The following is a 25,143-nucleotide window of genomic DNA, read 5'->3' on the forward strand; positions in this document are numbered from 1 at the left end:
GCATCATGACCATGATGTCCTGCACACCCGGAACCAAGATCAATGACAACGCCACGCTCTCATACCGTGCTTTATGCACGTCAGCCTATCTACGACAGACAGCGCGAGCTGGCCGGTTTCGAATTGCTATTTCGTGATCGCAGCGGCCAGAACAGCGTGCCTGCCGTATTTGATGGTGATCTTGCCACCAGTCAGGTGTTGGTCAGTGCCTTTACGGAAACCGATATTGAAGAGGTATGCGAAAAAAAGCCTGTTTTCGTCAACTTTACTGCCAACACCTTGAAAGGAGATATTCCCTTTTCACCAGACACTCTGGTGGTTGAAGTTCTTGAATCGGTAGAGCCCACAGCCGGCGTGGTCGCTTCACTAGTGGCACTGCGCAACGAAGGCTACCGCATTGCACTTGATGATTACGATCTCAAGGATGCCAGTCATCCATTGTTGCCTTTGGCCGATATCGTCAAGCTCGAATATCCGGCATTTACCCCCGATGAACTGATCCAGGTGGTGACCCGGCTCAAGCTTTACAACCGTAAATTGCTGGTTCTGGCTGAGAAAATAGAGACCTACGAGGACTTCAAGCACTGTCGAGTGGCCGGTTGCGATCTTTTTCAGGGCTATTTTCTTGCTCGGCCACAGCCCGTACATGGCCGACAGATTCCGACCAACCGCCTCATCGTGCTACAGCTGATTTCGGTGCTGAATGACCCTTACTGTGGTGCGCGTGAAACGACCAAAATTGTACGTAACGACCCGTTTTTGAGCGTCCGGCTTCTACAGCTTGCCAACTCGGCATTCTATCGGCGTGAATCGGAGGTCACTTCGCTGCATGCCGCAGTACTAGTGCTTGGAGCCCGCCGCATTCGCAGCCTTGCCAGTTTGATCGCACTGGCGAAATTCGACGATAAACCCCATGCTCTGCGAAAACTGGCGCTGACACGCGGCTACTTCTGTCAGGAGCTGGCTGCCAAGCGTCTGCCTGATGGCTATGAGATGGGCTTTCTGGTCGGCATGTTTTCGTGCCTGGATGCGTTTTTCGACCAGCCCCTTGAAGAAATCCTCAAGACCATGCCGCTGCACATTCATATCCGCAGCGCCCTGCTTTCTTATCAGGGCGACCTGGGATTGATCTTGCATACTGTTCTGCAGCATGAGCACAACCGATGGGATGATATACGCTGGGAAAAACTCGCGGAACTGGGCTTCGGGCCGGAGCAGATCATCGAGTCATTCGAGCGCGGACTTGCCATTGCCAATGATCAGCTTTAATAACTGACATTATGGGCACGGCTATACACGTGTCCTCGTGGTTGGCAGCATTGAATGCGTTAACATTGTTCCGTGAGTCCTCGCGCCATCCTGTCGTTCATCATGTAAAGATCCGTCATGCTTTTGCTTCTGTTGCGTCCCTCGCAGCTACCTTTTCCGATGTCCTGTGCGCCGTAGAGAGAACAGCCGGTGAGCGCTGTTTACTAGCATTCATTACGCCGATTACTTTAGAAAGGCCCGTAGGATGCAAACGACAGCGTCCGACACATGCCGGGCGCTGTTTCACTGAGCCAAGTCGTCAGCCACAAGCGAACTTCGTGATCGTGCCGCGTTCATCAAGCGTGATATTGAGCCGTTGCGCGTTGTGGTCCATCGTCTGCATCATGCCCGGGCGCAGCATGCGATACTGCTGGGCCTGGCTTTCATCGACAATGCGCTGCTTGACGCTCTGTGTCAGGGCTTGGCCTACCAGATTATCGAGCCGGCGTGCGCCACAGCTATCCTGCGCCGCATTGTCACCGTCCTGCTGAACAGCCAACTGCGTTTTATCCCCAGCACTATCATCGCTGCTATTGCTGCCCCATAGCGAACATCCGCCGAGCAGCCCGGTCACCGCCAGTACCCCTATCAGTGAACGTCTCATTCCCACCTCGTCATTCACTCAATAATGAAGCGTTCACGATAGCGTATTCAGCGCGCGCGACGCACACCCGCAGCCAGCTCGCGGGTCAGGTCGTGCACCGCCTCGATCGCATCACGCGGTGTCGCGGCACGCTCGATGCATTCAACTAGCGCGGTGCCGACCACTATGGCATCACTGAAACGCCCGATTGTCGCCGCTTGCTCGGCGCTACGAATACCGAAGCCGACCGCAATCGGCAACTGGGTATGCTCACGCAGTTGCCCCACCGCCTGCTCGACACGCTGCGGCGTCGGGGCCTGGCCGCCGGTGACACCGGCCACCGAGACGTAATAGATGAATCCCGAAGCGTTTTCGATGACTTTAGGCAGTCGCTTGGCATCGGTAGTCGGCGTGGCGAGACGGATAAAATTAATGCCGTGTCTCGCCGCTGGCAGACACAGCTCCTCGTCGTGCTCGGGCGGCAAATCGACCACAATCAGCCCGTCGATGCCGGCGCTGGCAGCATCACTCAAAAAGCGCTCGACGCCATAGCGATGAATCGGGTTGTAATAGCCCATCAATACCAGCGGCGTGTCCTGATCGTGCTGACGGAAGGCACGCACCATCTCAAGCGTTTTGGCCTGGGTCTGGCCAGCTTCGAGGGCACGCAATGCCGCCTTCTGGATCGCCGGGCCGTCGGCCATCGGGTCGGTGAAAGGCATGCCAAGCTCGATCACGTCGGCGCCGGCAGCTGGCAACCCCTTGAGAATCTCAAGCGAGCTTTCGAAGCTGGTATCGCCAGCGGTAATGTAGGTCACTAACGCCGGGCGGTTTTCTGACTTGAGCGCGGCAAAGCGCTGATCGAGACGAGAGACAGTATTCATGCGGTTCTCCTGGGCAGCGCTCATTTGAATTTGTCACCAAGATAGTGGGCAACACTCAACATATCCTTGTCGCCGCGCCCGCTAAGATTGACCACCATCAGGTGATCGTGCGGCAGATTCGGGGCCAGCTTGGCCACTTGCGCCAGAGCGTGGGCCGATTCGAGTGCGGGGATAATGCCCTCTTGGCGGCAACACAGCTCAAACGCCTCAAGCGCCTCGTCATCGGTGATAGAGACGTAGTCGACCCGGCCCTGTTCATGCAACCAGGCGTGTTCCGGGCCGATGCCCGGGTAATCAAGCCCCGCCGAGATCGAATGGGCATCAATGATCTGACCGTCCTCGTCCTGAAGCAGATAGGTACGGTTGCCGTGCAGAACACCGGGAACACCGCCATTCAAACTTGCCGCATGTTTGCCCGTCGCGACGCCCTTACCCCCCGCCTCGACGCCTATCATCTTGACCGACTCATCACCCAGAAATGGATGGAACAACCCCATCGCGTTCGAGCCGCCGCCGATGCAGGCGACCAGCGAATCGGGCAGTCGCCCTTCCTTTTCCATGATCTGGTCGCGCGTCTCACGACCGATAACCGCCTGGAAATCGCGCACCATTGCCGGATAGGGGTGCGGCCCGGCCACGGTACCGATGATGTAGAAAGTATTGTCGACGTTGGTGACCCAGTCGCGCAGCGCCTCGTTCATCGCATCCTTGAGCGTGCCGGTGCCGGCCGTGACCGGAATCACCTCGGCACCCAGCAGCTTCATGCGGAAGACATTGGGCTGCTGGCGCTCGATATCGGTCGAGCCCATGTAGATCACACATGACATACCGAAACGCGCCGCCACGGTAGCGGTTGCCACGCCGTGCATGCCGGCGCCGGTCTCGGCGATGATGCGCGTCTTGCCCATCCGCTTGGCGAGCAGAATCTGGCCAATGCAGTTGTTGATCTTGTGCGCGCCGGTATGGTTGAGCTCCTCGCGCTTAAGATAAATCTTCGCACCGCCGAAGTGCTCAGCCAGCCGCTCGGCGAAATAGAGCGGGCTGGGCCGGCCGACATAGTCGCGCTGAAAGTAGGCGAGCTGATGCTGAAATTCAGCGTCCTGCTTGGCGGCGTCATATTCGGCCTGAAGCTCAAGAATCAGGGGCATCAGCGTCTCGGCGACGAAACGCCCGCCGAAGCTGCCAAAGAAACCGTTGTGGTCAGGCTGCATCGTGTTCTGAGTCATGTGCTACCTCGAAGGCGCCATAGGAAAAGAGGATGATTGAAAGATTAACGAAGACACGCCGGACAAAAAATCGATAAGATTGCAGCAACCTGTGAGTAAAAGTCACTTATCATGAATTACGATACGCTTCCGCTTAATGCGCTGCGGGCATTCGAGGCAACAGCCCGGCTAGGCAGCGTTACCGCCGCAGCGCAAGAGCTCAACGTCACCCACGGTGCGGTCAGCCGCCAGCTGCGCACGCTTGACGAACACTTCGGCGTGGCCCTGTTCGTCAAGGTCGGACGCGGCCTTAAACTCACCGATCACGGTGCGCAACTACACTCTGGCGTCGGCGAAGCTTTTACCCGCCTGCGTGACAGCTGCTTGAGCCTCAAGCGCGAGGTTGAGGGTGCACCGTTTACGTTGGCCTGCCCGGGCAGCTTTCTGGCGCGCTGGTTCATTCCCCGCCTTGACCGCCTGCATCGCGAGCTGCCGGAACTCAGACTGCACGTTTTCTCAAGCGAGGCTGAACTCGATCCTAGGCGTGACGATGTCAGCGCAACACTTACCTTCGCTGCACCGCCGTGGCCAACCGATATGACGGTAATCGAGCTCGCGCCCGAGCGTATTGGCGCTGTCATCAGTCCCCACCTCGCCTCGCAGTTGGACGCCACGCGTGCGGATACGCTTTTTGCCTGTAAATTGTTGCATACCGCCTCTCGCCCCCAGGCGTGGCCGCAGTGGGGACACGCACAAGGCCTCGACCCAACGCGTCTTGCCCACGCGCAAGCGCAAAGTCAGGGCTTTGAGCATCTTTATTACTTGCTGGAAGCGGCCGTGGCCGGGCTTGGCGTGGCGATCGCACCTCAACTACTGGTTGCAGATGATCTACATAATGGTCGGCTTATCGCGCCGTGGGGGTTTATCGAAACCGATGCCCGGATTTGCCTGTGGCTTCCACGTCATGTCAGTGACCGACGCGGTCAGCGTCTTGCCGATTGGCTGGTGGCAGAGCTGGGCGGCGATAATGGCTAAATCGTCATCCTCATCTCAACCATGGCTTGATGACAACTGTTGCGGCGCTTCCCGCGGCGGATGGCGCACGAGAGCTGCTTGCTCCAGCGCATAGGCGAGACTCAACAGCCGGCGTTCGCTGAAGGGCCTTCCCAGCAGTGAAACGCCAATAGGTAAGCCATTGACGGTATAGCCTGCTGGTAGCGTCAGTTCAGGGAAGCCCGTCACCGACGCCAGATTAGCACTGGCATTGGGATTTTCCGTCGTGCAGCGATAGTTCGGCGCGTTATCGCGTTCAAGCGGTGGCGGCGGGCACTTTGATGAGGGAAAGAACAGCGCATCGAAGTGGCCCGTATCCATGACGTTTGCAATCTTTGCACGCATCGCCGGCATCTTGTAGGTCACCGCATCCAGATAAGCTGGTGAAGCAATGGAGTGATCAGCGAGTGCGCTTTTCATACCTCGGATACGGCTGGGGTTGACCGGATGTTTGCCGCCGGTGCGATTATTGGCCTCGCAACGGGCAATCAGCGCCTCAAGCGTGCGAGGTGCGTCGTCATTTTTAAGCTTCGCCAGATAGCGTTCGATCCCGGGCTTGAATTCGGCGTTCTGCACCGGCGCGATGATCGAATCCCATAGGGTGCCACAATACTGGGGCAGCGTGACGCGTTCGACATCAGCGCCCTGATCGCGCAGGCGTTTAACCGCTTGGCGCATTACCCTCTTCACGTCAGCATTTGCCGCACTGAAGTTGGTGACTACGCCGATACGGGCCTTATCCAATGCGTGAGCATCTAGTGCATCGGCATAGTGTCCGATCGGTTTGCTGGCGCTGAGCAGCGTTGCGTCATCCTGCTTATCGACGGCCTGAAGCGCATCAAGCACGCGGGCAATATCTTCTACCGTTTTCGCCAAGGGACCCGGCGTATCAAAGGATGTCGCCAGCGGGAAAATACCGCTGCGGCTGAGCAGACCAAGCGTTGGGCGAAGTCCGACAAGACCGTTGACGTTAGCCGGTCCACGGATCGAGCCCTCGGTATCTGTGCCCAGCGAGAATGCCGCCATGTTGGCCGCTACCGCTACTGCCGGGCCGCTGCTTGAGCCTGACGCGGTATAGCGAAGGTCGTAAGGGTTGCGCGCGGCGCCATCCAGCGAGCCATAGCCTGGCCGACCGAAAGAGGTCGCGAATTCGGTCATGTTGGCCTTGCCGAGCAAAATTGCGCCGGCATCGAGCAGACGCTGAACGACGAACGCGTTGCGCTGGGGATAGACCTGCTTCAACGCGACCGAGCCTGCCGTGGTTGCAAAGCCCACCACGTCCATGTTGTCCTTCACCACGAACGGAATGCCGTGCAGCGGTCCACGCGGGCCCTTGGTACGCCGCTCCTCGTCGAGCGCCTGCGCCTGTCGCCGGGCATCCGGGTTAAGCGCTACAAAAGCATTGAGATCAGGGCCTTGATTGTCGAGTGCTTCAATGCGTTCAAGGTAGTAATCGACCAGTTGTTCGGAACTCACGTCCCCATTATTGAGCGCTTTTTCGAGCTTGCCGAGCGTCTTGTCAAAGGGATCAAAGGTCGCGTTGCTGGCGGCCGCGCTGGGGACCATGATGAATATCAGCGCGAGCGAGGCGATCCATTGCACCAGTCGCGCGGGAATGTTGTCTCTGTGCATGGCTGTCTCATCGTTCGCTTAGCACAAGTCATGTCGCGTTAGCGTACCGGGCAACAAGAGGAAGAAGAAAGCGCATGATTCAACAGCTTTCAACGCAATAAGCATCCAGACACAACATCACATACACAAACACAAGGAGCGTGCACGATGGAACGCATCGGATTTGCCGGATTGGGACTGATGGGTGCCGGTATGGCGAGCAATATTCTTGCCAAGGGCTACCCGCTGACGGTCATCGCTCACCGCCAACGCGAGGCAGTGGACAGGCTGGTACAAGCGGGTGCCACAGAAGTGAAGACGCCGCGCGAACTGGCCGAGCGCAGCGACGTGGTCTTTCTCTGCGTTACCGGCGCGCCGCAGGTCGAGGCGCTGGCAGAAGGCGATGATGGCCTGTTGGCCGGTGCGCATCCGGGGCTGGTAATCGTCGATTGCTCGACATCACTGCCGGAGACGACACGTCGCCTCGCCGCCCAGCTCGCAAACGTGGGGGCCGAGCTGGTCGATGCACCGCTGGGCGGCACGCCAACCCAGGCTCAGGCTGGCGAACTGCAGGCAATAATAGGCGGTGATGAAGCGACTATCGAACGGCTGCGCCCGGTGCTTGCCACCTGGACCAGCAAGGTGGTGCACGTCGGCCCGACCGGCGCAGGTCACACCATGAAACTATTAAATAACTTTCTGGCGATGGGCTACGGCGCGATTTTTGCCGAGGCATTGACGATCGGCGCGCGGGCAGGCATTACCCCGCAGACTTTCGACTCAGTGATTCGCGGCAGCCGCATGGACAGCGGCTACTATCGCACCTTCTTTCAGTACGTGCTGGAGCGGGACCGCGATGCGCACCGCTTCACGCTGAGCAATGCGCAGAAAGACATGGACTATTTAAACCAACTTGCCGAAGGCGTTGAGGTCGATGCTCCTGTCGGACGCGCCATTCGCGACCGCTACCAGGAAGCCGTAGACGGTGGCTTCGCCGAACATTTCGTGCCGGAGCTCTCCGACTTTATCGCTCAACGTTACGGTATCGATCTGAGTCAGCCGTAAAGTGTCTACCAGCGAGGGGAGGTTTCAAACCTCAACGGGTCTGGAAAGGGTCAATGTAAGCCCCGGGCTCTTGCCAGAACGCGCCTCGGTTGCCAGCCAGCCCTTGATTTCCAAAGCGACCGCGGCGCGGCGCACCAGGGCATGCTCAACCTCGAACTCACGCGCCAGCTTGCCGGTATCGAGCGGCTTTTTTGACTTCTCCTGCGCAATTGAAAGGGCAACGAGAATCGCCGCCTCAAGCGGGGCAAGGTTGGGATGACGACACAACAAAGACTCGATGTGTTCAAGCATGGTGCTACCCCTGGCTCAGCAGGGTCAGCCGCCGCCCACGGTGGCAGCAGATTAAATTAAGACCACACAGCCGCGCGATATCAACGGCTAGATTGGAGGGGTGAGACAGCGTTGCCAACGCCGGGATATCTGCGCGCACTGTCTTTTGTACCAGTTCGAGACTACAGCGGCTCGACAGCAGCACAAAAGCCGGACGCTCGCCTTTGCCATCGTGCTTCATCAGGCTCGCACCAATCAGCTTGTCGAGGGCATTGTGACGGCCAATATCGACGCCTACACCGAGCCGTTCACCGTGCATGCCAAGCCCCAATGCGACGTGCAGCCCGGCACGGCCTTCCTCTTCAAGCCAGGCCAGTGCTTCCCGGACATGCTGAGCCGTCGGTGGCGTACGTTTGGGCAAACGCTTCAGGCCTTCGAGCATCTGAGCTTCTTCAGCGCTGCCGCAGCGCCCACAGCTACTTGATGCTGAGGTTACCCGACGATTTTCTTCAGCCAGCCGTTCGACATGCGCCGGTACGGCAAGACGTACACGCACGCCGTGACGCAAGCGATGGATAGTGATTTCCCCCACCTGCGCTGCGCGAGTGATCATGCCTTCGCTATAGGCGAATCCTACCGCCCAGGCCTCAAGATCATCAGGCGTGGCCAACACCGAAGCATAAGCAGTGTCATTGAACGACAGCGTCACCGGCAGTTCGGTCGGCCCCTTGAGCTGCTCGCTTGGCGTATCGACCGCGAATTCGTAGTCGTCGAGCTCTGGCCTGAAATCGTTGTGCTGAGACGTCCGCATAGGGTCACCTGTGCTGCTTGTCGGAATACAGGAATAATCGGGGCGCATGATGATCACTTTCCATCATGCGCCCCTTTCCTGCCTGTGGCTAACGGCCGTCTGCCCGCTTAGGCAATCCGCGTACTCGGTACGATACGAATCGCCACCGACTTGGAGTTCGGCGTATTGCTCTTGAAGCCGACGCTGTCGAGCGGAATCAGCGGATTGGTCTCAGGATAGTAGGCCGCCGCGCAGCCTTCCGGCGTATCGTATTCGACCACGCGGAACGACTCGGCGCGGCGCTGCACGCCATCGTCCTCGATACCGATCAAATCGACCCACTGGCCTTTGGTCACGCCGAGGCGTGCCATGTCGGCCTTGTTGAGGAAAACCACTCTCCGCTGGCCTTCAACGCCGCGGTAACGGTCGTTATAGCCGTAGATCGTCGTATTGTACTGATCGTGGCTGCGCATCGTCTGCAGTGTCACCCAGCCCTGCTTTTTGGCGAGCTTCTGATGCAACACGGCGACCGGGAGCTGTGCGGCGAGGAAATTGGCCTTGCCGGTCGCGGTCGGAAATTCGCGACGTGCCCCAGGATTACCGAGCCAGAAGCCTCGATGCTCTCGCACTCGTGCATTGAAGTCATGAAAGCCGGGAATGATCTGGGCGATGTGATCACGGATGCGGTCGTAGTCCTCAGCCAGCCATGTCCATTTGACCACGTCGCTGCCCAGCGTTTGCTCGGCGATGCCGGCAATGATCGAAGCTTCGGACAAGAGCTCCTTGGAAGCCGGTTTATGGATACCGGCGGAGCCGTGGACCATGCTCATCGAATCTTCGACGGTAATCAGCTGTGGCGAGCCGTCGGGCTTGGCGTCGATCTCGACGCGGCCGATACACGGCAGAATCAGCGCATCCTTACCTGTCACCAGATGGCTACGGTTGAGCTTGGTGCTGATATGTACAGTCAGGTTGCAGCTTTCCAGCGCCTGCTCACAGACGTTGGAATCGGACGTCGCGCGAGCGAAATTGCCTGCCAAGCCGATAAACACCTTGCACTTGCCGTCACGCATCGCGCCGATTGCTGACACGGTGTCATGGCCGTGGTCACGCTTGAGCGTGACGCCGTAGAATTTTTCCAGCGCGGCCATGAACCACTCCGGCGCCTTCTCGTTGACGCCCACGGTGCGGTCGCCCTGCACGTTGGAGTGCCCACGCACCGGGCAGGTGCCGGCGCCGGGCTTGCCAATGTTACCGCGCAGCAGCAGGAAGTTGACGATCTCACGCACCGTCGCCACCGAATGCTCGTGCTGAGTAATGCCCATCGCCCAGCAGATGATGGTCGCCTTGGAGCGAATGTAGATCTCGGCGGCCTGGGTGATCTCATCACGTGTCAATCCAGATTGTGATTCGATCACCTCCCAGCCAGTCGCTTCGACCAGGGCACGATACTCGTCAAACTGAGTGGTGTACTTAGCCAGAAACTCACGGTCAAGCACATCACCATCACGTGCGTCACGCTCGAACACGACCTTGGCCATGCCGCGAATTGCCGCCATGTCGCCGCCCAGCTTGGGGCACAGATACATCGAACTGATGCGGTGACTGCCACGGCGTGCCATTTCGAACTTCTTCTGCGGGTCGGCAAAGCGTTCGAGACCGCGCTCCTTGAGCGTGTTGAACGCGACGATTTCACAGCCGCGTTCAGCCGCTTCACGCAGCGTCCCCATCATGCGTGGGTGGTTAGTACCAGGGTTCTGGCCAAAGGTGAAGATCGCCTCGGCTTTTTCAAAGTCATCAAGCAGCACGCTACCTTTGCCGATGCCCAGCGCTTCGATCAGGCCGGTGCCGCTGGCCTCGTGACACATGTTGGAGCAGTCAGGCAGGTTGTTGGTGCCGTACAGCCGGGCGAACAGCTGGAAAAGATAGGCCGACTCATTGCCTGCCTTGCCCGAGGTATAAAACAGCGCCTGGTCAGGATCGTCGAGCGCCTTGAGATGCTGGCCAACCAGCGCGAAGGCGTCGCTCCAGCTCACCGGTTCGTAGTGGTCGGTAGCCCGGTTGTAACGCATCGGCGAGGTCAGACGGCCCTGGTCTTCAAGTCGGTAATCATCCCACTGTTTCATCTCGGTGACCGAATAACTCTTGAAGAACTTGGGCGTGACACGCTTGGCGGTAGTCTCCCAAGTGACTGCCTTGACGCCGTTTTCACAGAATTCAAATGACGAGCCGTGCTCAGGGTCGCCCCAGGCGCAGCCCGGGCAGTCGAAGCCGTCGGGCTGGTTCATTTTCAACAGCGAACGCACGTTGGAAAGCGGCGCGCCGCTGTGCTTGAGATGAATACCGACCGCTTTCAGCGCGCCCCAGCCAGCAGCGGGATGATGATAGTCATAGATACGTTCTTTCGACATGGGAACTCCAGAATAAGACGTGCATGCGACACGCCTCGATACCGCGTAGCGGCTGTCTGAGCGCAATGCGCATGACGATACTCAGACGGAACCCTGGCGCGATAAATGCACTGACACGCGCGGTGTTGATTGAAGCATGTGATATCGGCAGCGACAGCGAACGACACACCTACCGACAGAAATCCAGCGCGTGATCAATACGTCGCGCAGCGCGATAAACACAGGCAATCGGATTGGGGATCATGATAGTGCGACGTAAGGTCGCATGGATAATGAAGGGTACCGATAACGTCATAGAACGCGTCTATAAAAACGCAGGCTAATACTCGGGTATAATTTAAGAATCATTTCAGCGATGCTCGTCGAGCCAGTCAAGCGTGGCGCGCAACCGGCGTGAAACCGGTCCGCCTGCACGCCACAAAAGGCCTACCGGAGCGCCTGCATCGTGCGCAGGAAGGCAGCGCACCATCAGATCATCGAGCAACATCGTCTGTTCAAACGTGGAAGGGACTATGCCTACGCCACATCCTTGCGCAATCAAGGCTGCCAATACCGCCATCGAATCTGCCTCGATCACGGCATCAGCACTCACCCCCGCACGTTCGAGCAATACATCGATGCGATGACGCTGCTGCATTTCAGGTGTCAGCAAACATAGCGGATAGCCCTTGAGCATGGCCCAGTCGAGGCCAGCAGGCAGTTCAAAATGCAGGGCTGAGCTCAGGGCTGAATAGCGCTCGCGATAGAGCGGGCGCGCTGCGAATGGCTCGGCGGCGGGCACATCGAGATAGCCCACGGCAAGATCGAGTTCACCGTCCATCAGCGCCTGCATCAAGGCAAGTGTCGAGTACTCGCGCAGTTGAATGTGCAGTGATGGAAAGCGCTCACGCAAGCGTGGCACCCAGCCGGTAACCTCGCCCAGTGCCGCAGGGATAATGCCAATACGCAGCCATCCGCTGGGGCCGAGTGCTGGGTCGAGTTCACTTTTCAGCTCGTCGAACTCCGCCAGGATGCGCCTGGCATGGGTGAGCACCCGCTCACCCTCCGGCGTGAAGCCCTCAAAACGCCGCCCGCGGACAATCAACGACGTGCCGAGCTCTTCCTCAAGCTGCTTGAGACGCGCCGATAGCGTGGGCTGGGTCACGTGACACGCCTTGGCGGCATGGCCGAAATGACGCTCACGGGCAAGCGCGGTCAAAAAGCGCAGCTGACGATGATCCATGCGCGCTCAATATGTCCTAATCATTGCGACGAGTCATTGAGACGGTGACGCTCGATCCACTCGATCGCCTGCTTGAGATCGGTGGCCGTGTACACGGTGTCGCTGAAATCATGCTCGACAGAGTATTCATTGGGTACTGCAATAACCTCGATGCCCGCATTGCGACCGGCCTTGACGCCATGTTCGGTATCCTCCATGACCAGACACTCCTCGGCACTCAGGCCAAGCTGCTCCATCATCTTGAGATAGCACTCCGGGTCGGGTTTGCTGTTCTCGACATCATTACGGGTAATGATGAACTCGAAATACTTCTCCAACTCATGATGCTTGACCGTCGGCATCAGTTCGTCACGTCCACTGCCGGTCACTAGCGCCGTACGCAACCCACGGTCCTTGGCCCACTCAAGTATCTCACGCGCATGGGCCATCAGCTCGACCGGTTGTTCACTGAAGTGTTTGACCGTGCGCTCGACCTTACGCTTGACCAGTTCATCACTCTCAATCGGCAAGTCATAATCCTCGACCATGCGCTTGGCCCCGGCGGGCGCCGGAATGCCGGAATAATTGCTTTTATAGGTCTCTTTATCGAGCTCGACGGAAAACTCAGCGAGGATATCGTTCCAGACATCACGGTGACCGTTTTCGGAATCGGCCAGCGTGCCATCAAAATCAAACAAAATGCCTTTGAGGCTCATAACAACATCCTTGTCAGTAAAATAAATGGCGTGTTCCTACTATACATGACCTATCAACAGGCCATGCTCCATCATCAGGCAACATTAGCTTTTTCAGCGTGACGCTTGCCGCTGGCCCAGACGAGCAATGCACAGAGGACAAACCCGGCGCCTAAGGCACAGGTCGCACGCCAACCCGCCAGCTGATAAAGCCACGCCGAACTGGCCGAGCCGAGTGCCCCGCCGAGGAAATAGCAGCTCATGTAAGCGGTAGTGATGCGGCTACGGGCATCGGGGCGCAACATGTAGATGCGGCTTTGATTGAGAATCTGAGTACCTTGTACGCCGACATCGAGAATGATGATGCCCACACAGATCGCCAACAGTATTGCCGGCCACGCGCCCATCAGCACAAAGGCGACAACGACACAGGCCATGCTGATACCCGTGGCCAGGTGCGAATGGCCGCGATCATGCAATTTGCCCACTTGGGAAGCACACAATGCCCCCGCCGCGCCCAGCAGCCCGAAGGCACCGATGAGGCTCTCACTGTAGTGATAGGGCTCGGTCGTGAGCAGAAACGGCAGCGTCGTCCACAGCACCCCAAAAGCGGCAAAGATCATCGCCCCAAAGAAGCTGCGCCGGCGTAATATCGGCTCATCGACGAGTAACCTGAGACTTGAGATCACCAGATTGGGATACCCCATACGCATCTGCCCAGGAAGATGCGGCAGGCGTTTACCTAGTAGCAACGCCTGCAGGACCATCAATCCTGCCGAGCACCAGAACACTGACCGCCAACCGGCGATATCGCTCAATACACCGGAGAGCGTACGCGCCAGCAAAATCCCCAGCAGCAACCCTGTCATCACTTGGCCCACCACACGGCCGCGACTCTCCGGTGCGGCCAGATGCGCCGCAAATGCCACCAGAATTTGCGCCACTACCGCACAAACGCCCAGTGCCAGCGACGCCAGCATGAACACGGTGAAGTTCGGTGCCAGCGCAGCCGCTCCTGAAGAAAGCGCTGCAGCGGCACTGATCAGTGTGACCAGTGGCCGGCGGTCAAACAGATCACCCAGTGGCACCAGCAGTAAAATCCCCAGCGCATAGCCAAGCTGGGTCATGGTAATGATCAGCCCGGCGCTGCCATGATCGACACCAAACGCCGAGGCCAGCCCATCAAGCAGCGGCTGCGCGTAATAGATATTGGCCACCGAAAGCCCGCAGGCCATGGCCATCAACCAGACTAACCCATCGTTGGGCGCGAGCACGACGTCAGTACTCGATGCAGCGGCATGAGCCTGTCGAGACATAGGATTTCCTGAATGTGATTAATCGAAAAAATGCGGTACCCATATGAAAGGTTGCAGGTACGCCGCGCCTCATCATAGCTGTGTCATGAAAAAGCGGCCATGACCACGCCTGTGCCGGGTACCGGAATGCACCCGACAAAATAAAACTAAATGTTTTTGATAATGTTTCTCAATATCGTTAAGATTATCTCGCTTCCGCTAGCGTTTCAGCGTGCGGTGCCGCGTCATCCCGACATAAGGAAAGGTCTGATGAACCCCATCCTGCCGCCCATGCCTGGGGCGTCCACCGATGCAGCTGCCCTGCATCTGGTAGATATCTATGCCCATAGCGACATTCTCTTTGCGTCGCCTCATATTACCCTGCTCGGACGTGGCGTATTCAAGGCCATCACACCGACGGCGAATACGCTGAGCCGTGACGTCAATGCGCTACTGATATCTGCACGCCAGGCGGGCCATGAATATCCTATCGTTGCTGGCGCAATTCCCTTCGATAGTACTCAGCCGGCATGCTTGATAGCTCCGGCACAACTCGATGTCGCCCCCGCCCTAGGGGCCCAGGCTGGCACGCTAAGCGAGCGCGCACTGGGCATGGGTGAATGCATGCCAAAGCCCGTTCCCGTGCCGCAGCGCTACTGTCAGGGTGTGGACGACGCCCTGGCACGCTTTGCCCGCAAGGAGCTCGATAAGGTCGTGCTTTCCCGTGCACTCGATATTGAGGCTAATGCCGATATCGATATGAGCGCACTGCTCAACAACCTGCTGCGCCAGAATCCGCACGGCTATACCTTTGCCATCCCGCTTGGCAATAAAACGGACTATCCGCATGTGTTTACAGGCGCCAGCCCCGAACTTCTGGTACGGCGCGAAGGTAACCGAGTCATTGCCAATCCACTGGCGGGTTCGGCGGCACGCAGCACTGACATTGCCGAAGATGAACGGCGCGCGGCGGCACTATTGAGTTCCACCAAGGATCATCATGAGCACGCTATCGTCATTGATGCGGTAAGTGCGGCGCTGCGTCCGTTCTGCACTACGCTTAACGTGCCGGAAGGCCCCGAACTGACCAGTACCGAAACGCTCTGGCACCTGTCGACCACGCTGGTAGGCGAGCTCAAGGACCCTGAAACCACCTCGCTCGACCTGGCATTGGCCATGCACCCTACTCCGGCAGTGTGTGGTCACCCCACCCGGCAGGCCTTCGATGCGATCGGTGAAATCGAACCCTTTGAGCGAGGCTTCTTCACCGGCATGGTGGGCTGGTGTGATAGCGAGGGTAACGGCGAATGGGCAGTTGCCATCCGCTGCGCCGAGATCAAGCAACGTCGGATGCGCCTATACGCTGGTGCAGGCGTCGTTTCCGGCTCGACGCCCGAGAAGGAGCTCGCCGAAACCGGTACCAAGCTGCGCACCATGCTCAATGCCATGGGTATCAAGGATGCTGACGTCAATAGCGCTATCGAGGTGTCTCAGCACACTAACGCCTACAAGGATGACGCTCGTAAGGACAATGCACCGGAGAAAGCATGACCGATCACACCATCACGGCCACTGAAGACCTTAGCCGCTACTGCCCCGATTGGCCTGCGGCATTCGAACAACGTTACCGTGCCGCCGGCTACTGGCGGGGCGAAACCTTCGGCGCCATGCTCCGTGAGCGTGCCGAGCGCCTCGGTGAGCATATCGCCATCGTCGATGGTGACACGCGCCTGAGCTATGCCGATCTCGACCACCGCGCTGACCGTCTCGCCGCTGGCCTGCATCGCCTGGGTATCAGCAAGGGCGAGCGTGTCGTAGTGCAGCTACCCAACCGCCATGAGTTCATTGTCACCTGTTTTGCGCTGTTCAGACTCGGCGCACTGCCGATCTTCGCCCTGCCCGCCCACCGCCAGTTCGAGATCGGCCACTTCTGTAACTTCGCCGGGGCCAAGGCACTGATCACTGCCGACCGCGTCGACGGCTTCGATTATCGCGCCCTGGCGCGCAGCGTCCTGGCTGAAGCAACGACACTTGAGCATGTGATTGTGCTGGGTGATGCCGAGGAATTTGTCTCGTTTGCCTCGCTTGATCAGGAACCGCTCGACACGCTGCCGGAGATCAATTCCCGCGAACTGGCCTTTTTCCAGCTTTCCGGCGGCACCACCGGTGTGCCCAAGCTGATCCCGCGTCGCCACGATGATTACATCTACAGCCTGCGGGGCAGCGTCGAAATCTGCCGGAACGACACGGATACCGTCTATCTCGGCGTGCTGCCGCTGGCGCACAACTTTCCGATGAGCTCACCGGGCTTTCTCGGCGTGCTCTATGCCGGCGGGCGCATCGTTATCGCGCCGCGGCCGAGCCCCGATGTCTGCTTTGAGCTGATCGAGCGCGAGCACGTCACCATGGCCGCCCTGGTGCCGCCGCTGGCGCTGGTATGGCTCGACGCCGCACAAACCACGACGCGTGATCTATCGAGCCTTGAAGTACTGCAGGTCGGCGGTGCCAAGTTATCGGCAGAAGCAGCACGTCGCGTACGTCCGATTCTCGGCTGCACGCTGCAGCAGGTGTTCGGCATGGCCGAGGGACTGGTCAACTACACCCGTCTCGACGACCCCGAAGACGTCATCGTCCGCACCCAGGGCCGGCCGATCTCGCCGGATGATGAAGTGCGTGTGGTCGATGATGATGACAATGATCTGCCGCCCGGCCAGCCCGGCCATCTGCTGACGCGCGGCCCCTATACCATTCGCGGATATTTCAATGCCACCGAGCACAACGCCAAAAACTTTACCGAGGACGGTTTCTACCGCACTGGCGATGTGGTGATGCTGACCGAGAACGGTGACCTGATCGTCGAGGGGCGCGACAAGGACCAGATCAACCGTGGCGGTGAAAAGATCGCCGCCGAAGAGGTCGAGAACGCCCTGCTTGCGCATGAAAGCGTTCACGATGTCGCTGTAGTGGCCATGCCCGACAAGTATCTGGGTGAACGTAGCTGCGCGTTTGTCATCGCTCGCGGTACGCCGCCCAAGCCGCATGAGCTCGCCCAGTTCGTGCGTGCCCGGCTGGCCAGTTACAAAGTGCCCGACCGTATCGAGTTCATAGACGCCTTCCCGCAGACCGGCGTCGGCAAGGTTAGCAAGAAGGTGCTTCGCGAGGTGATTCGCGACACCTATTTTGGTGCGGGCAAGAAGCAGAGCACCACCGCAAAAGAAACCGATACGCCGTCGAACCCTGAAGCTGCCTCCTGACACGCCGCACTGAACACGCAAGGATTTTGTAATGGCTATACCCGCAATCACCTCCTATCCAATGCCGAGCGCCGAGGCACAGCCCGAGAATCGCGTTGATTGGGCCCCTGAGCCCCATCGGGCCGTGCTGCTGATTCACGACATGCAGCAGTATTTCCTTAACAAGTACGATACCGGGCAGGCACCGATCCCTGAGCTGGTTGAGCACATCGTGCGCCTGCGTGAGGCAGCTAATGCTACGGGTGTGCCGGTCATTTATACCGCGCAGCCCACCGATCAGCCTGATGAAGATCGCGCCCTGCTCAACGACTTCTGGGGGCCGGGCCTACCCGGCGCACCTGAGCAGTATCCGATTATCGATGCGCTCGCCCCAGAAGACGGTGATACCGTGCTGACCAAATGGCGCTACAGCGCGTTTCAGCGCTCACCGCTGCGCGACATGATGCGTGATCAGGGCCGTGACCAGTTAATCATCTGCGGCGTCTACGCTCACATCGGTTGTATGGCGACCGCGCTGGAAGCCTTCATGCAAGATGTTCAAGCGTTCTTCGTGTTCGATGCAGTGGCCGATTTTTCGTCCGAGGAACACCTGATGGCCGGCAACTATGTTGCGCAGCGCTGCGGTGTGACCACCACGACGGCGCAGGTTTGTGATGCTCTAGCCACCGGATCATCTTTCACCACATCGGCTGATAGCGCTTTCGGAGCGGCTAACGCCGGTGCAGCCGGCTTCGGTATCAACGAGTTGCACGATGAGATCGCAGAGTTGATGGACATGCCCATCGCTGACGTACCCCGTGATGAGAATCTGCTGTTCTTCGGCCTCGACTCGATTCGCCTGATGAGTCTGGTCGAAAAAATGCGCCGTAGCGGCATCGATGTCACCTTCGTCGATCTGGTCGAAGCACCGACGCTTGCCCAGTGGGAAGCGTTCATCAATGAGCATACGTCGATGTAACAGGCACTCAAGGTAGACGAAAAACGTCAGCAAAAAAGAAAATGTACAAGAAAGCCATTTGACAATACGTCTCATTAGCCAAATTGTTGTATGGTGGATGTACGTTAAATCAATGCTTGGATGGTTACCATGAATGCGCCTGCTGCGATGATTGCCGCTCCCAAGAAAACCAAGAAGCAGACCCCTCGGATGCTTGAGGTGGTACGTTCCGAACGCATCACGCCGCATATGCAGCGCATCACGCTCAGCGGCGAGCAGCTCGTCAATTTCCCCGACGACGCTCACGGTGCGCATATCAAGGTATTTCTGCCACGTGCGCATCAGCGCGAACCGCAGCTGCCCACGGTTGGCCCTGATGGTCCCATCTGGCCCGATGCCAATGACAAGCCGATCACGCGCACCTACACCGTTCGTCGCTTCGATCCGGTCAGCCGCGAGCTGGAAGTCGACTTCGTTGTTCACGGTGATGAAGGCCCTGCCTCGCGTTGGGCCACCCACGCGGCTCCCGGTGACAAGATCGGTCTCGCCGGCCCCGGTGGCCCCAAGCCTATGCTTGGCGAGGCACAGTGGTATCTGCTGGCCGGTGACATGACCGCTCTGCCTGCCATCAGTGCGCTACTTGAAAAGATGCCGGCCGACGCGCATGGCCAGGTATTCATCGAAGTTTCCGATGAACAGGAATGCCAGCCGCTTGCCCACCCTTCAGGTATCACAGTGACTTGGCTTTATCGCCGGGTCACCGCGCCGTGCGAGTCGACCCTGCTATTGGATGCGGTATCACACCTTAGCTGGCCTGCCGACCTTGCCACCTTTGCCTGGATTGGCGGCGAAAATAGTGCGGTATTGGCATTGCGCGACTATGTCAGGCGCGCCCATGGCCTCAGCAAGGCCAACCTCTACGCGGTGCCCTACTGGAAGGACACCTATAATGAAGAGCGCTACCACCAAGAGCGCCATCGCATCATGGACGAATTGGAATAAAGATGACGGAACCACGCCAGGATCAGCGCGCAAATGTCGAGCAGACGCCAGTGATGAGTGAGTTCGAGGATCGCGTCGTTGTGGTTACCGGCGCTGCCCAAGGTATCGGCGAAGCGCTGACGCGCAAGCTGCTCGCGGCCGGTGCGCGCGTGGCGGCGCTGGATGCGCAGCGCGACAAACTCGCCCTGCTCAATAAAACCCATAATGCGGGTGAGCGTCTGAGCGTGCACGGTGTCGATGTCAGCGACGCCGAGGCGGTCAATAACGCCATTGCCGCCGCAGAAGAGATGCATGGCCCGATCGATTACCTCGCCTCGGTGGCAGGTATCTTGCAGATGGGCCGGGTTACCGAACTCAGCGATGAGCAATGGGCACGCGCCATGGCGGTTAACGCTACCGGGCCTTTCAATGTCGCCCGTGCGGTAGGCAAACGAATGATCGAACGCCGCCGTGGTGCGATTGTCGTGGTCAGCTCCAACGCTGCCAGCACGCCGCGCATGGCAATGGGCGCTTACGCGGCCTCCAAGGCTGCTGTCTCGCAGATGACCCGTTGCCTCGGGCTGGAACTGGCGGAATACGGCATCCGCTGTAATATCGTGTCGCCGGGTTCAACCGATACCGACATGCAGCGCGGCATGTGGAGTGACGCCTCATCAAAGGATCGGGTCATTGCCGGCTCGCTTGAGACGTACAAGGCCGGTATCCCGCTCGGCAAGATCGCTACGGCCGATGAGGTCAGCGAAGCGATCCTGTTTTTGCTATCCGAGCGCGCCAGCCATATCACCATGCATGACCTACGCATCGACGGCGGCGCCACACTCGGTACCGGCTAAGCGCCTGAAGTCGCCGCACGGGCACTTACTTAGCCTTCCTGTATGGCACAGCGGCGACGCTTACCTTCGCTGTGCCGTTTCAGTATCGGCTTCGAAGCGTACCGCTATTGCCCTACCTGCCAACCGACCCAAGCAATAACCATCACTACCGCTACCGCCCCAAGCACGTGCTCATTACCGCGCCATAATCGCTTGGCCCGCTCACCGAAAGAATGTACCAGCAGGGCTAGCCCAAAATAGCGCGCCCCACGGGCCAACAGCGCTGCCAGCATGAACATCAAAAACGAGTAGCCGGTACTGCCAGCGACCAGCATGGCAATCTGAAAGGGAATCGGCACGATGCCAATGGAGACGATGGCCCAGAAGCCGTGCTCAGCAAAGCGCTGGTCAAAAGCCTGATACGCCTGCTGCCCACCGAATAGACCAATGAGTTGATCGCTGAAATGGCCCATCGCCCACGCACCGAGGCCATAACCGATAGCAGCAGCCAACAGGTTGCCCGTCAGCGCGATTGCCGCCAAGCGCCATAACCGGGCGGGGCGAGCCAACATCCACGGGATCAGAATCGTTTCGATAGGGATCGGCAAAATCAGCGTTTCAAGCATCGACGCGATGAACAGCAACCAGGGCGCACGCCGGGAATCCATGAGTTGCTTTAGATGCTCAATAATATGGGCTTTTGTCTGGTTGATACTCATCCTGGTCCCTTGTGTGGAGTGATGTTCTTAATGGCTCAGCCACGACCACAGTAGCCAGCCCCCTAGAGCCACAAGCGCCAGTGCAACGATGATTCTAGCGTGACGATGCCAGACGTTGAGCGCTTTCTCGCCACCCCACCAGATCAACAGCGCCAGACCGAAATAACGCAACCCTCGCCCGACAAAGCACGCCAGGAGATAGAGCACAAATGAGTAGCCGGTCGCGCCCGCGCCGATCATGGCGAACTGAAACGGTATAGGTGAGAAGCCGACGATAGCGATAGCGAGAAAACCATGCTGCTCGAAACGCTGCTGAAAATCAGCGTATCCCTGCTGTGCACCGCTTATGGTACTGAACAACCAGGGCCTGATGTCATCAACAGCCCAGACGCTCAAAAGGTAACCGATACTGGCACCGACCAGGTTACCCGCAACAGTCACCGCCGCCAGCTTGAGCCCCGTCTTAGGCCTCGCCAGCATCCATGGAATTAAAATCGCCTCCAGCGGCACGGGCAAAATCAATGATTCAAGAATCGAGATAACAAAAAGCAGCCAATAGGCATGGGGCCAATCAAGCAGGTGCTGGAAACGCTCGATAAGCGTCATGCGGGCCTGGTGAAGGGGAACTTTCGGGTTCAAGACGCTCTTCCAAATTCAATAAATGAACGATGACCAGCCAAACAATGCAGCGTGTTCATGAAAGCCAATACCAGCCGGCCCATATCCCCAACGCCACACACATCAGTATCAGTATGGGCCGGGTATGACGTCGCCAAAGCGCCAGCGCGGCGTCTCCCCCTAACAGAATCAAGAGAGCTACGGAATAATAGCGCAGGCCGCGGCCAAGCAGAGTAGCCAGCAGGAAAAGCAAAAAGGAATAGCCCGTTGCCCCGGCCCCCAACATGGCCAGTTGGATCGGCAGCGGTGTGATCGCAAACACCAAGATGGCAACGAAGCCGTTTTCATTGAAATACTGCTCGAATTCAGCGTAGCCGTGTTCGCTGCCGAAAACGGTAATCAACAAGGTGCCCAGATGCTCCATCGCCAGCGCACCCACCAGATAGCCCAGCGCCGCGGCGACAACGTTGCCAGCGACAACAACCGAGGCGAGACGAAAGCTGCGCTTGGGCTCAGCCAGCATCCACGGCAGCAACACCATGCTAACCGGCAGTGGCACGACCAGCACATCCAATGCAGCAAAAATGAACAGTGCAGTCAGCGCCCCGGGGCGCTCGGAGAGCCGGCTCAGCCAGACGGCGAGACGCTGCCAGCGTTGCTGTACCGATGCGGTGAAACTCACGTTGCGATTATCCTTCGACCAAATGAACAAAGCGCCGCAGCAGCGACGCCCTTCCAGCATAGCGATACTTTGTCATCATGAAAAAACACCCCCGGTTTGAGCCGGGGGTGCTTGATCGGATGATGCGCTCTACGAACAGATTAGAAGTCGTAGCGCAATGAAGCCACCACGTTGGACGGCGCGCCGTACATGTTGAAGGTACTGACAGAACCGACACGCTCAAAGTAGGTCTTGTCGAAGATATTATTGAAGTTGAGCTGGCCCTTGAGGCTATCGGTGAAGTCGTAGCCGACCATGGCATCGACCACGGCATAGCCCGGGGCATTGACACGAGGGGAGCTTGAAGTATGGAAATCACTTAGCGCGGTTACACCACCGCCGATATGGAAGCCATCGAGCATGCCACCCTCGAAGCCGTACTGGGTCCAGAGGTTGAACTGATTCTTCGGCATCAGCACGAACGCTGTATCGTCCGTTCCCTCACTTCTGATGTCGATATCAAGATAAGTGTAACCAACGATAACGTCCCAGTTTGGCAAGAAAGTGCCTGTCAGCTCGAACTCAGCGCCCTGCATACGTGTTTTACCTACAGAGGCGTAAACACCGCTCACCGCTGTACCGTTTTCTACTACTTGAGCGGCCCGGTTTTCATCATACAAGCGGAAGGCGGATATACGCGCGTTCAGATCGCCATTGAAGTAGCTGCCTTTTACACCGACTTCATACTGCGTGCCTTCACGCGGCTTGAGCAGCCCACCGTTGGCGTCAGTATAAGTCTGTGGATCAAATACCTCGGAGTAACTGGCATACAGAGAATGGTGATCATCAAGATCTAGCACCGCACCGGCATAGGGCGTAAAGCGGGAATCGTCGCTACGTGAGCCCGACGTATCGTTGAGGTAGTTGGTAGTACGTACATCATACGAACTAACGCGGCCGCCAGCGATCAGTGCCAAAGGCTGAAACGGGCGGAAAGTCAGTTTGGAATACAGTCCATACTCTTCCAAGGTATTGCGGTTATTAGTTCTTGTATAGGCAATATCAGGCTCGTCAAACTGGTCTGAACTGTAGGTGTTGACATTGATAGTTCCCAGCCTGGACACCCCCTGACGTGTCTCAGTTTCATAGCGCTTGTAGTCGCTTCCTACCACAAACTCACTGACATTACCGAAGGTTTGGAACGGCTGACTATAGCTGGCATCGACAGAAGTCGACTCCTGATCAACCTTACCTCCCAGAGCAACCATGCTGGCTTCGTTATTGGCGTCCACCCCGCTGAAGGTATAGGCATACTTGTAGTCTGCATTGCGCTTGGAGTAACGCGTAGCGATACGTCCATAACCACCGTTGTCGAACTGGTGGGTCAGTTCAGCAATCCAGTCGTTGCTCTGGCTCTCGAAATTGTTCCAGTCGGCGCCAAAGTACTTGGAGCGGCGGAAGTCGAGTAGATTGCCGTCCGTATCGGTCGGCACGCCGTTACTCGGAGTGATGTCCCGATGCTGGCGCAGATAGGCGAGCGACAGCATGGTGTTTTCGTCGAGGTCGATGTCGAGCGCACCGTAGAAGGTCTGATTGGTGTTCTCGTTATGGTCGACGTAGCCGTTGGTGTCGTCGTCGCTGATCACCATACGTCCACGGATGCGGCCAGCGGCATCGATCGGCCCGGAGATATCGGTTTCGAGGTAGTTCTGATCCCAACTGCCGTAGCGGCCGGTGACGTGGCCCTGGAAGTCGTAGGTCGGGCGCTTGCGCACCAGGTTGATGATACCGCCCATTTCGCTGGTGCTGTTGAACAAGCCCGACGGCCCGCGCATGATTTCGACGCGGTCGAATGCGGCCAGGTTGGGCACCGAACCATTGATACTGGTCATGGGTGCCGGCAGGCCGTCGATGTTGTACTCGTCGTATTCATAGCCGCGCGAGTAGATCGAGGAACGGCCGCTATCGTTGGGCAGCACGCGCATACCAGGAGTGCGCTTGGCCATCTCGTCGAGGGTATCGAGATTCTGATCTTCAATGGTGTCACGGGTCACTACGCTGATCGACTGCGGAATGTCACGCAGCGCTGCTGGCGTCTTGGTGCCGACGGTGGCGGCGTCGACGGTATAGCCGCCGCTCTGCTCGGAAGCCACCATCTCATATAGACGGTTGCCTTCAATGGTCAGGGTATCAAGACGCGCATTCGAGTCCTCCGACGCAGAGGAAGCAGTAACGTTAGTGGCATCTGACGTGCTCTGCGCCAGTACATAGGGTGAAGCGTGCAGCAGCGCCGCGCCGATCATCAGCGATGACAGCGGTTTCAAACTCATAGTTGCTGACCGCTTCGAAGCCATTTTTCGCATCAACGTTATCCTTCGGTGACCCTGATATATTCTTTATTTCTTAGCGCTCGAGCGAAACTGCACGCAGTCCACGCCGGCAAGCCAAACGCAGACAAGATAAAAAGAATGATAAACATTATCAAGTAAAACCGGAACTCATTACGCGTTGCGCAATCAAAGTCGACGTTTTTACTAGGGCTCTCATCGGCGGGGCATAAAAAAGCCGGGCTTTCGCCCGGCTTCACACTGACATGCATAATGGCATTAAGATCAGCTGGCAGCGTCCTGTACGGCCTCACCGCCCTTCTCGATATCTTCACCAGCACCGCCGATGGTATTGCAGGCGCTCAGCGCCGACATGGAAAACAGAGCCAGAAATGTAACGGCGAAAAATCTTTTCATGAATAGCCTCCTTGGCATTTATCAT

Annotated in this window: 23 protein-coding genes; 8 read left to right on the forward strand and 15 right to left on the reverse strand. The window is 58.0% G+C overall.

The annotated features are described in order from the left end of the window. The first annotated feature begins 42 nt into the window (after positions 1–42). A complete protein-coding gene (locus C3Z11_RS02975) occupies positions 43–1,269 on the forward strand; it encodes an EAL and HDOD domain-containing protein (RefSeq protein WP_106476136.1) in 1,227 nt (408 codons plus the stop codon). Between the two features lie 298 nt (positions 1,270–1,567). Here C3Z11_RS02975 and C3Z11_RS02980 read toward each other — a convergent pair whose 3' ends face one another. Genes C3Z11_RS02980 through trpB form a run of 3 tightly spaced genes read right to left on the reverse strand, consistent with a single transcriptional unit; the run spans position 1,568 to position 4,001 of the window. Next, on the reverse strand, positions 1,568–1,912 hold the full coding sequence (locus tag C3Z11_RS02980; protein WP_106476138.1) for an I78 family peptidase inhibitor: 345 nt from the start codon (positions 1,910–1,912) through the stop codon (positions 1,568–1,570). 47 nt (positions 1,913–1,959) lie between these two features. Next, complete coding sequence (gene trpA, locus C3Z11_RS02985) at positions 1,960–2,775, reverse strand: tryptophan synthase subunit alpha (RefSeq protein ID WP_106476140.1); 816 nt, start codon at positions 2,773–2,775, stop codon at positions 1,960–1,962. A 20-nt stretch (positions 2,776–2,795) separates the two neighbouring features. Continuing rightward, positions 2,796–4,001 carry a tryptophan synthase subunit beta gene (gene trpB, locus C3Z11_RS02990; protein WP_106476142.1) on the reverse strand — a complete coding sequence of 402 codons (1,206 nt, stop codon included), beginning with the start codon at positions 3,999–4,001 and terminating at the stop codon, positions 2,796–2,798. A gap of 111 nt (positions 4,002–4,112) precedes the next feature. Here trpB and C3Z11_RS02995 point away from each other — a divergent pair, with 111 nt between their 5' ends. Further along, positions 4,113–5,015: a LysR family transcriptional regulator gene (locus tag C3Z11_RS02995; protein WP_106476144.1), complete on the forward strand. Its 903-nt coding sequence runs from the start codon at positions 4,113–4,115 to the stop codon at positions 5,013–5,015. A 15-nt stretch (positions 5,016–5,030) separates the two neighbouring features. On the opposite strand, the gene C3Z11_RS03000 is transcribed toward C3Z11_RS02995, so the two are convergent. Beyond that, complete coding sequence (locus tag C3Z11_RS03000) at positions 5,031–6,665, reverse strand: amidase (RefSeq protein WP_106476146.1); 1,635 nt, start codon at positions 6,663–6,665, stop codon at positions 5,031–5,033. Between the two features lie 147 nt (positions 6,666–6,812). Here C3Z11_RS03000 and C3Z11_RS03005 point away from each other — a divergent pair, with 147 nt between their 5' ends. Continuing rightward, positions 6,813–7,709, forward strand: a complete 897-nt coding sequence (locus tag C3Z11_RS03005) for an NAD(P)-dependent oxidoreductase (protein WP_106476148.1) — start codon at positions 6,813–6,815, stop codon at positions 7,707–7,709. A gap of 24 nt (positions 7,710–7,733) precedes the next feature. Here the strand turns inward: C3Z11_RS03005 and C3Z11_RS03010 are convergent, their stop codons facing one another. From C3Z11_RS03010 to C3Z11_RS03035, 6 genes are all read right to left on the reverse strand, one after another. After that, the gene (locus C3Z11_RS03010) at positions 7,734–8,000 is read right to left on the reverse strand and encodes a hypothetical protein (protein WP_106476150.1); all 267 of its coding nucleotides are present in this window, start codon (positions 7,998–8,000) and stop codon (positions 7,734–7,736) included. A gap of 4 nt (positions 8,001–8,004) precedes the next feature. Then, on the reverse strand, positions 8,005–8,790 hold the full coding sequence (locus C3Z11_RS03015) for a formate dehydrogenase accessory sulfurtransferase FdhD (RefSeq protein ID WP_106476930.1): 786 nt from the start codon (positions 8,788–8,790) through the stop codon (positions 8,005–8,007). A 107-nt stretch (positions 8,791–8,897) separates the two neighbouring features. After that, complete coding sequence (locus tag C3Z11_RS03020) at positions 8,898–11,180, reverse strand: FdhF/YdeP family oxidoreductase (RefSeq protein WP_106476152.1); 2,283 nt, start codon at positions 11,178–11,180, stop codon at positions 8,898–8,900. 349 nt (positions 11,181–11,529) lie between these two features. Further along, positions 11,530–12,402: a LysR family transcriptional regulator gene (locus tag C3Z11_RS03025; protein ID WP_106476154.1), complete on the reverse strand. Its 873-nt coding sequence runs from the start codon at positions 12,400–12,402 to the stop codon at positions 11,530–11,532. 20 nt (positions 12,403–12,422) lie between these two features. Further along, complete coding sequence (locus tag C3Z11_RS03030) at positions 12,423–13,097, reverse strand: HAD family hydrolase (RefSeq protein WP_106476156.1); 675 nt, start codon at positions 13,095–13,097, stop codon at positions 12,423–12,425. 74 nt (positions 13,098–13,171) lie between these two features. After that, positions 13,172–14,392 carry an MFS transporter gene (locus C3Z11_RS03035; protein WP_106476158.1) on the reverse strand — a complete coding sequence of 407 codons (1,221 nt, stop codon included), beginning with the start codon at positions 14,390–14,392 and terminating at the stop codon, positions 13,172–13,174. A 249-nt stretch (positions 14,393–14,641) separates the two neighbouring features. Between C3Z11_RS03035 and dhbC the strand changes: the two genes are divergently transcribed. The 5 genes from dhbC (at position 14,642) to C3Z11_RS03060 (ending at position 20,397) form a co-directional block, all read left to right on the forward strand. After that, a complete protein-coding gene (dhbC, locus tag C3Z11_RS03040) occupies positions 14,642–15,922 on the forward strand; it encodes an isochorismate synthase DhbC (protein ID WP_106476160.1) in 1,281 nt (426 codons plus the stop codon). Beyond that, a complete protein-coding gene (locus tag C3Z11_RS03045; RefSeq protein WP_106476162.1) occupies positions 15,919–17,625 on the forward strand; it encodes a (2,3-dihydroxybenzoyl)adenylate synthase in 1,707 nt (568 codons plus the stop codon). The genes dhbC and C3Z11_RS03045 overlap by 4 nt, the downstream gene beginning before the upstream one ends. Positions 17,626–17,656: 31 nt before the next feature. Continuing rightward, positions 17,657–18,583 (forward strand): isochorismatase family protein, encoded by a 927-nt coding sequence (locus tag C3Z11_RS03050; RefSeq protein WP_106476164.1) that lies wholly within the window; start codon positions 17,657–17,659, stop codon positions 18,581–18,583. A 129-nt stretch (positions 18,584–18,712) separates the two neighbouring features. Continuing rightward, positions 18,713–19,564 carry a siderophore-interacting protein gene (locus C3Z11_RS03055; RefSeq protein WP_106476166.1) on the forward strand — a complete coding sequence of 284 codons (852 nt, stop codon included), beginning with the start codon at positions 18,713–18,715 and terminating at the stop codon, positions 19,562–19,564. A 2-nt stretch (positions 19,565–19,566) separates the two neighbouring features. Beyond that, entirely contained in the window at positions 19,567–20,397 is an 831-nt protein-coding gene (locus C3Z11_RS03060) for a 2,3-dihydro-2,3-dihydroxybenzoate dehydrogenase (protein WP_262927200.1), read from the forward strand. Between the two features lie 104 nt (positions 20,398–20,501). Here C3Z11_RS03060 and C3Z11_RS03065 read toward each other — a convergent pair whose 3' ends face one another. The 5 genes from C3Z11_RS03065 to C3Z11_RS03090 all read right to left on the reverse strand — a co-directional run bounded on the left by C3Z11_RS03065 (position 20,502) and on the right by C3Z11_RS03090 (position 25,118). After that, positions 20,502–21,095 (reverse strand): YqaA family protein, encoded by a 594-nt coding sequence (locus C3Z11_RS03065; RefSeq protein ID WP_106476168.1) that lies wholly within the window; start codon positions 21,093–21,095, stop codon positions 20,502–20,504. Between the two features lie 27 nt (positions 21,096–21,122). Next, entirely contained in the window at positions 21,123–21,734 is a 612-nt protein-coding gene (locus C3Z11_RS03070) for a YqaA family protein (protein ID WP_158700908.1), read from the reverse strand. Positions 21,735–21,789: 55 nt separating this feature from the next. Next, positions 21,790–22,395, reverse strand: a complete 606-nt coding sequence (locus C3Z11_RS03075; RefSeq protein WP_262927201.1) for a YqaA family protein — start codon at positions 22,393–22,395, stop codon at positions 21,790–21,792. Positions 22,396–22,535: 140 nt separating this feature from the next. Beyond that, complete coding sequence (locus C3Z11_RS03080) at positions 22,536–24,704, reverse strand: TonB-dependent siderophore receptor (RefSeq protein WP_262927202.1); 2,169 nt, start codon at positions 24,702–24,704, stop codon at positions 22,536–22,538. 282 nt (positions 24,705–24,986) lie between these two features. Beyond that, positions 24,987–25,118: an entericidin A/B family lipoprotein gene (locus C3Z11_RS03090; RefSeq protein WP_106476176.1), complete on the reverse strand. Its 132-nt coding sequence runs from the start codon at positions 25,116–25,118 to the stop codon at positions 24,987–24,989. Positions 25,119–25,143: the final 25 nt, after the last annotated feature.

The sequence above is a fragment of the Phytohalomonas tamaricis genome, assembly GCF_003012345.1.
In the GTDB taxonomy this organism is placed as follows: domain Bacteria; phylum Pseudomonadota; class Gammaproteobacteria; order Pseudomonadales; family Halomonadaceae; genus Phytohalomonas; species Phytohalomonas tamaricis.

Bases quoted from the DNA above. Each gene is read 5' to 3' on its own strand.
- C3Z11_RS02975 (WP_106476136.1), top strand. From the start codon at position 43: ATGACAACGCCACGCTCTCATACCGTGCTTTATGCACGTCAGCCTATC.
- C3Z11_RS02980 (WP_106476138.1), bottom strand. From the start codon at position 1,912: ATGAGACGTTCACTGATAGGGGTACTGGCGGTGACCGGGCTGCTCGGC.
- trpA (WP_106476140.1), bottom strand. From the start codon at position 2,775: ATGAATACTGTCTCTCGTCTCGATCAGCGCTTTGCCGCGCTCAAGTCA.
- trpB (WP_106476142.1), bottom strand. From the start codon at position 4,001: ATGACTCAGAACACGATGCAGCCTGACCACAACGGTTTCTTTGGCAGC.
- C3Z11_RS02995 (WP_106476144.1), top strand. From the start codon at position 4,113: ATGAATTACGATACGCTTCCGCTTAATGCGCTGCGGGCATTCGAGGCA.
- C3Z11_RS03000 (WP_106476146.1), bottom strand. From the start codon at position 6,665: ATGCACAGAGACAACATTCCCGCGCGACTGGTGCAATGGATCGCCTCG.
- C3Z11_RS03005 (WP_106476148.1), top strand. From the start codon at position 6,813: ATGGAACGCATCGGATTTGCCGGATTGGGACTGATGGGTGCCGGTATG.
- C3Z11_RS03010 (WP_106476150.1), bottom strand. From the start codon at position 8,000: ATGCTTGAACACATCGAGTCTTTGTTGTGTCGTCATCCCAACCTTGCC.
- C3Z11_RS03015 (WP_106476930.1), bottom strand. From the start codon at position 8,790: ATGCGGACGTCTCAGCACAACGATTTCAGGCCAGAGCTCGACGACTAC.
- C3Z11_RS03020 (WP_106476152.1), bottom strand. From the start codon at position 11,180: ATGTCGAAAGAACGTATCTATGACTATCATCATCCCGCTGCTGGCTGG.
- C3Z11_RS03025 (WP_106476154.1), bottom strand. From the start codon at position 12,402: ATGGATCATCGTCAGCTGCGCTTTTTGACCGCGCTTGCCCGTGAGCGT.
- C3Z11_RS03030 (WP_106476156.1), bottom strand. From the start codon at position 13,097: ATGAGCCTCAAAGGCATTTTGTTTGATTTTGATGGCACGCTGGCCGAT.
- C3Z11_RS03035 (WP_106476158.1), bottom strand. From the start codon at position 14,392: ATGTCTCGACAGGCTCATGCCGCTGCATCGAGTACTGACGTCGTGCTC.
- dhbC (WP_106476160.1), top strand. From the start codon at position 14,642: ATGAACCCCATCCTGCCGCCCATGCCTGGGGCGTCCACCGATGCAGCT.
- C3Z11_RS03045 (WP_106476162.1), top strand. From the start codon at position 15,919: ATGACCGATCACACCATCACGGCCACTGAAGACCTTAGCCGCTACTGC.
- C3Z11_RS03050 (WP_106476164.1), top strand. From the start codon at position 17,657: ATGGCTATACCCGCAATCACCTCCTATCCAATGCCGAGCGCCGAGGCA.
- C3Z11_RS03055 (WP_106476166.1), top strand. From the start codon at position 18,713: ATGAATGCGCCTGCTGCGATGATTGCCGCTCCCAAGAAAACCAAGAAG.
- C3Z11_RS03060 (WP_262927200.1), top strand. From the start codon at position 19,567: ATGACGGAACCACGCCAGGATCAGCGCGCAAATGTCGAGCAGACGCCA.
- C3Z11_RS03065 (WP_106476168.1), bottom strand. From the start codon at position 21,095: ATGAGTATCAACCAGACAAAAGCCCATATTATTGAGCATCTAAAGCAA.
- C3Z11_RS03080 (WP_262927202.1), bottom strand. From the start codon at position 24,704: ATGAGTTTGAAACCGCTGTCATCGCTGATGATCGGCGCGGCGCTGCTG.
- C3Z11_RS03090 (WP_106476176.1), bottom strand. From the start codon at position 25,118: ATGAAAAGATTTTTCGCCGTTACATTTCTGGCTCTGTTTTCCATGTCG.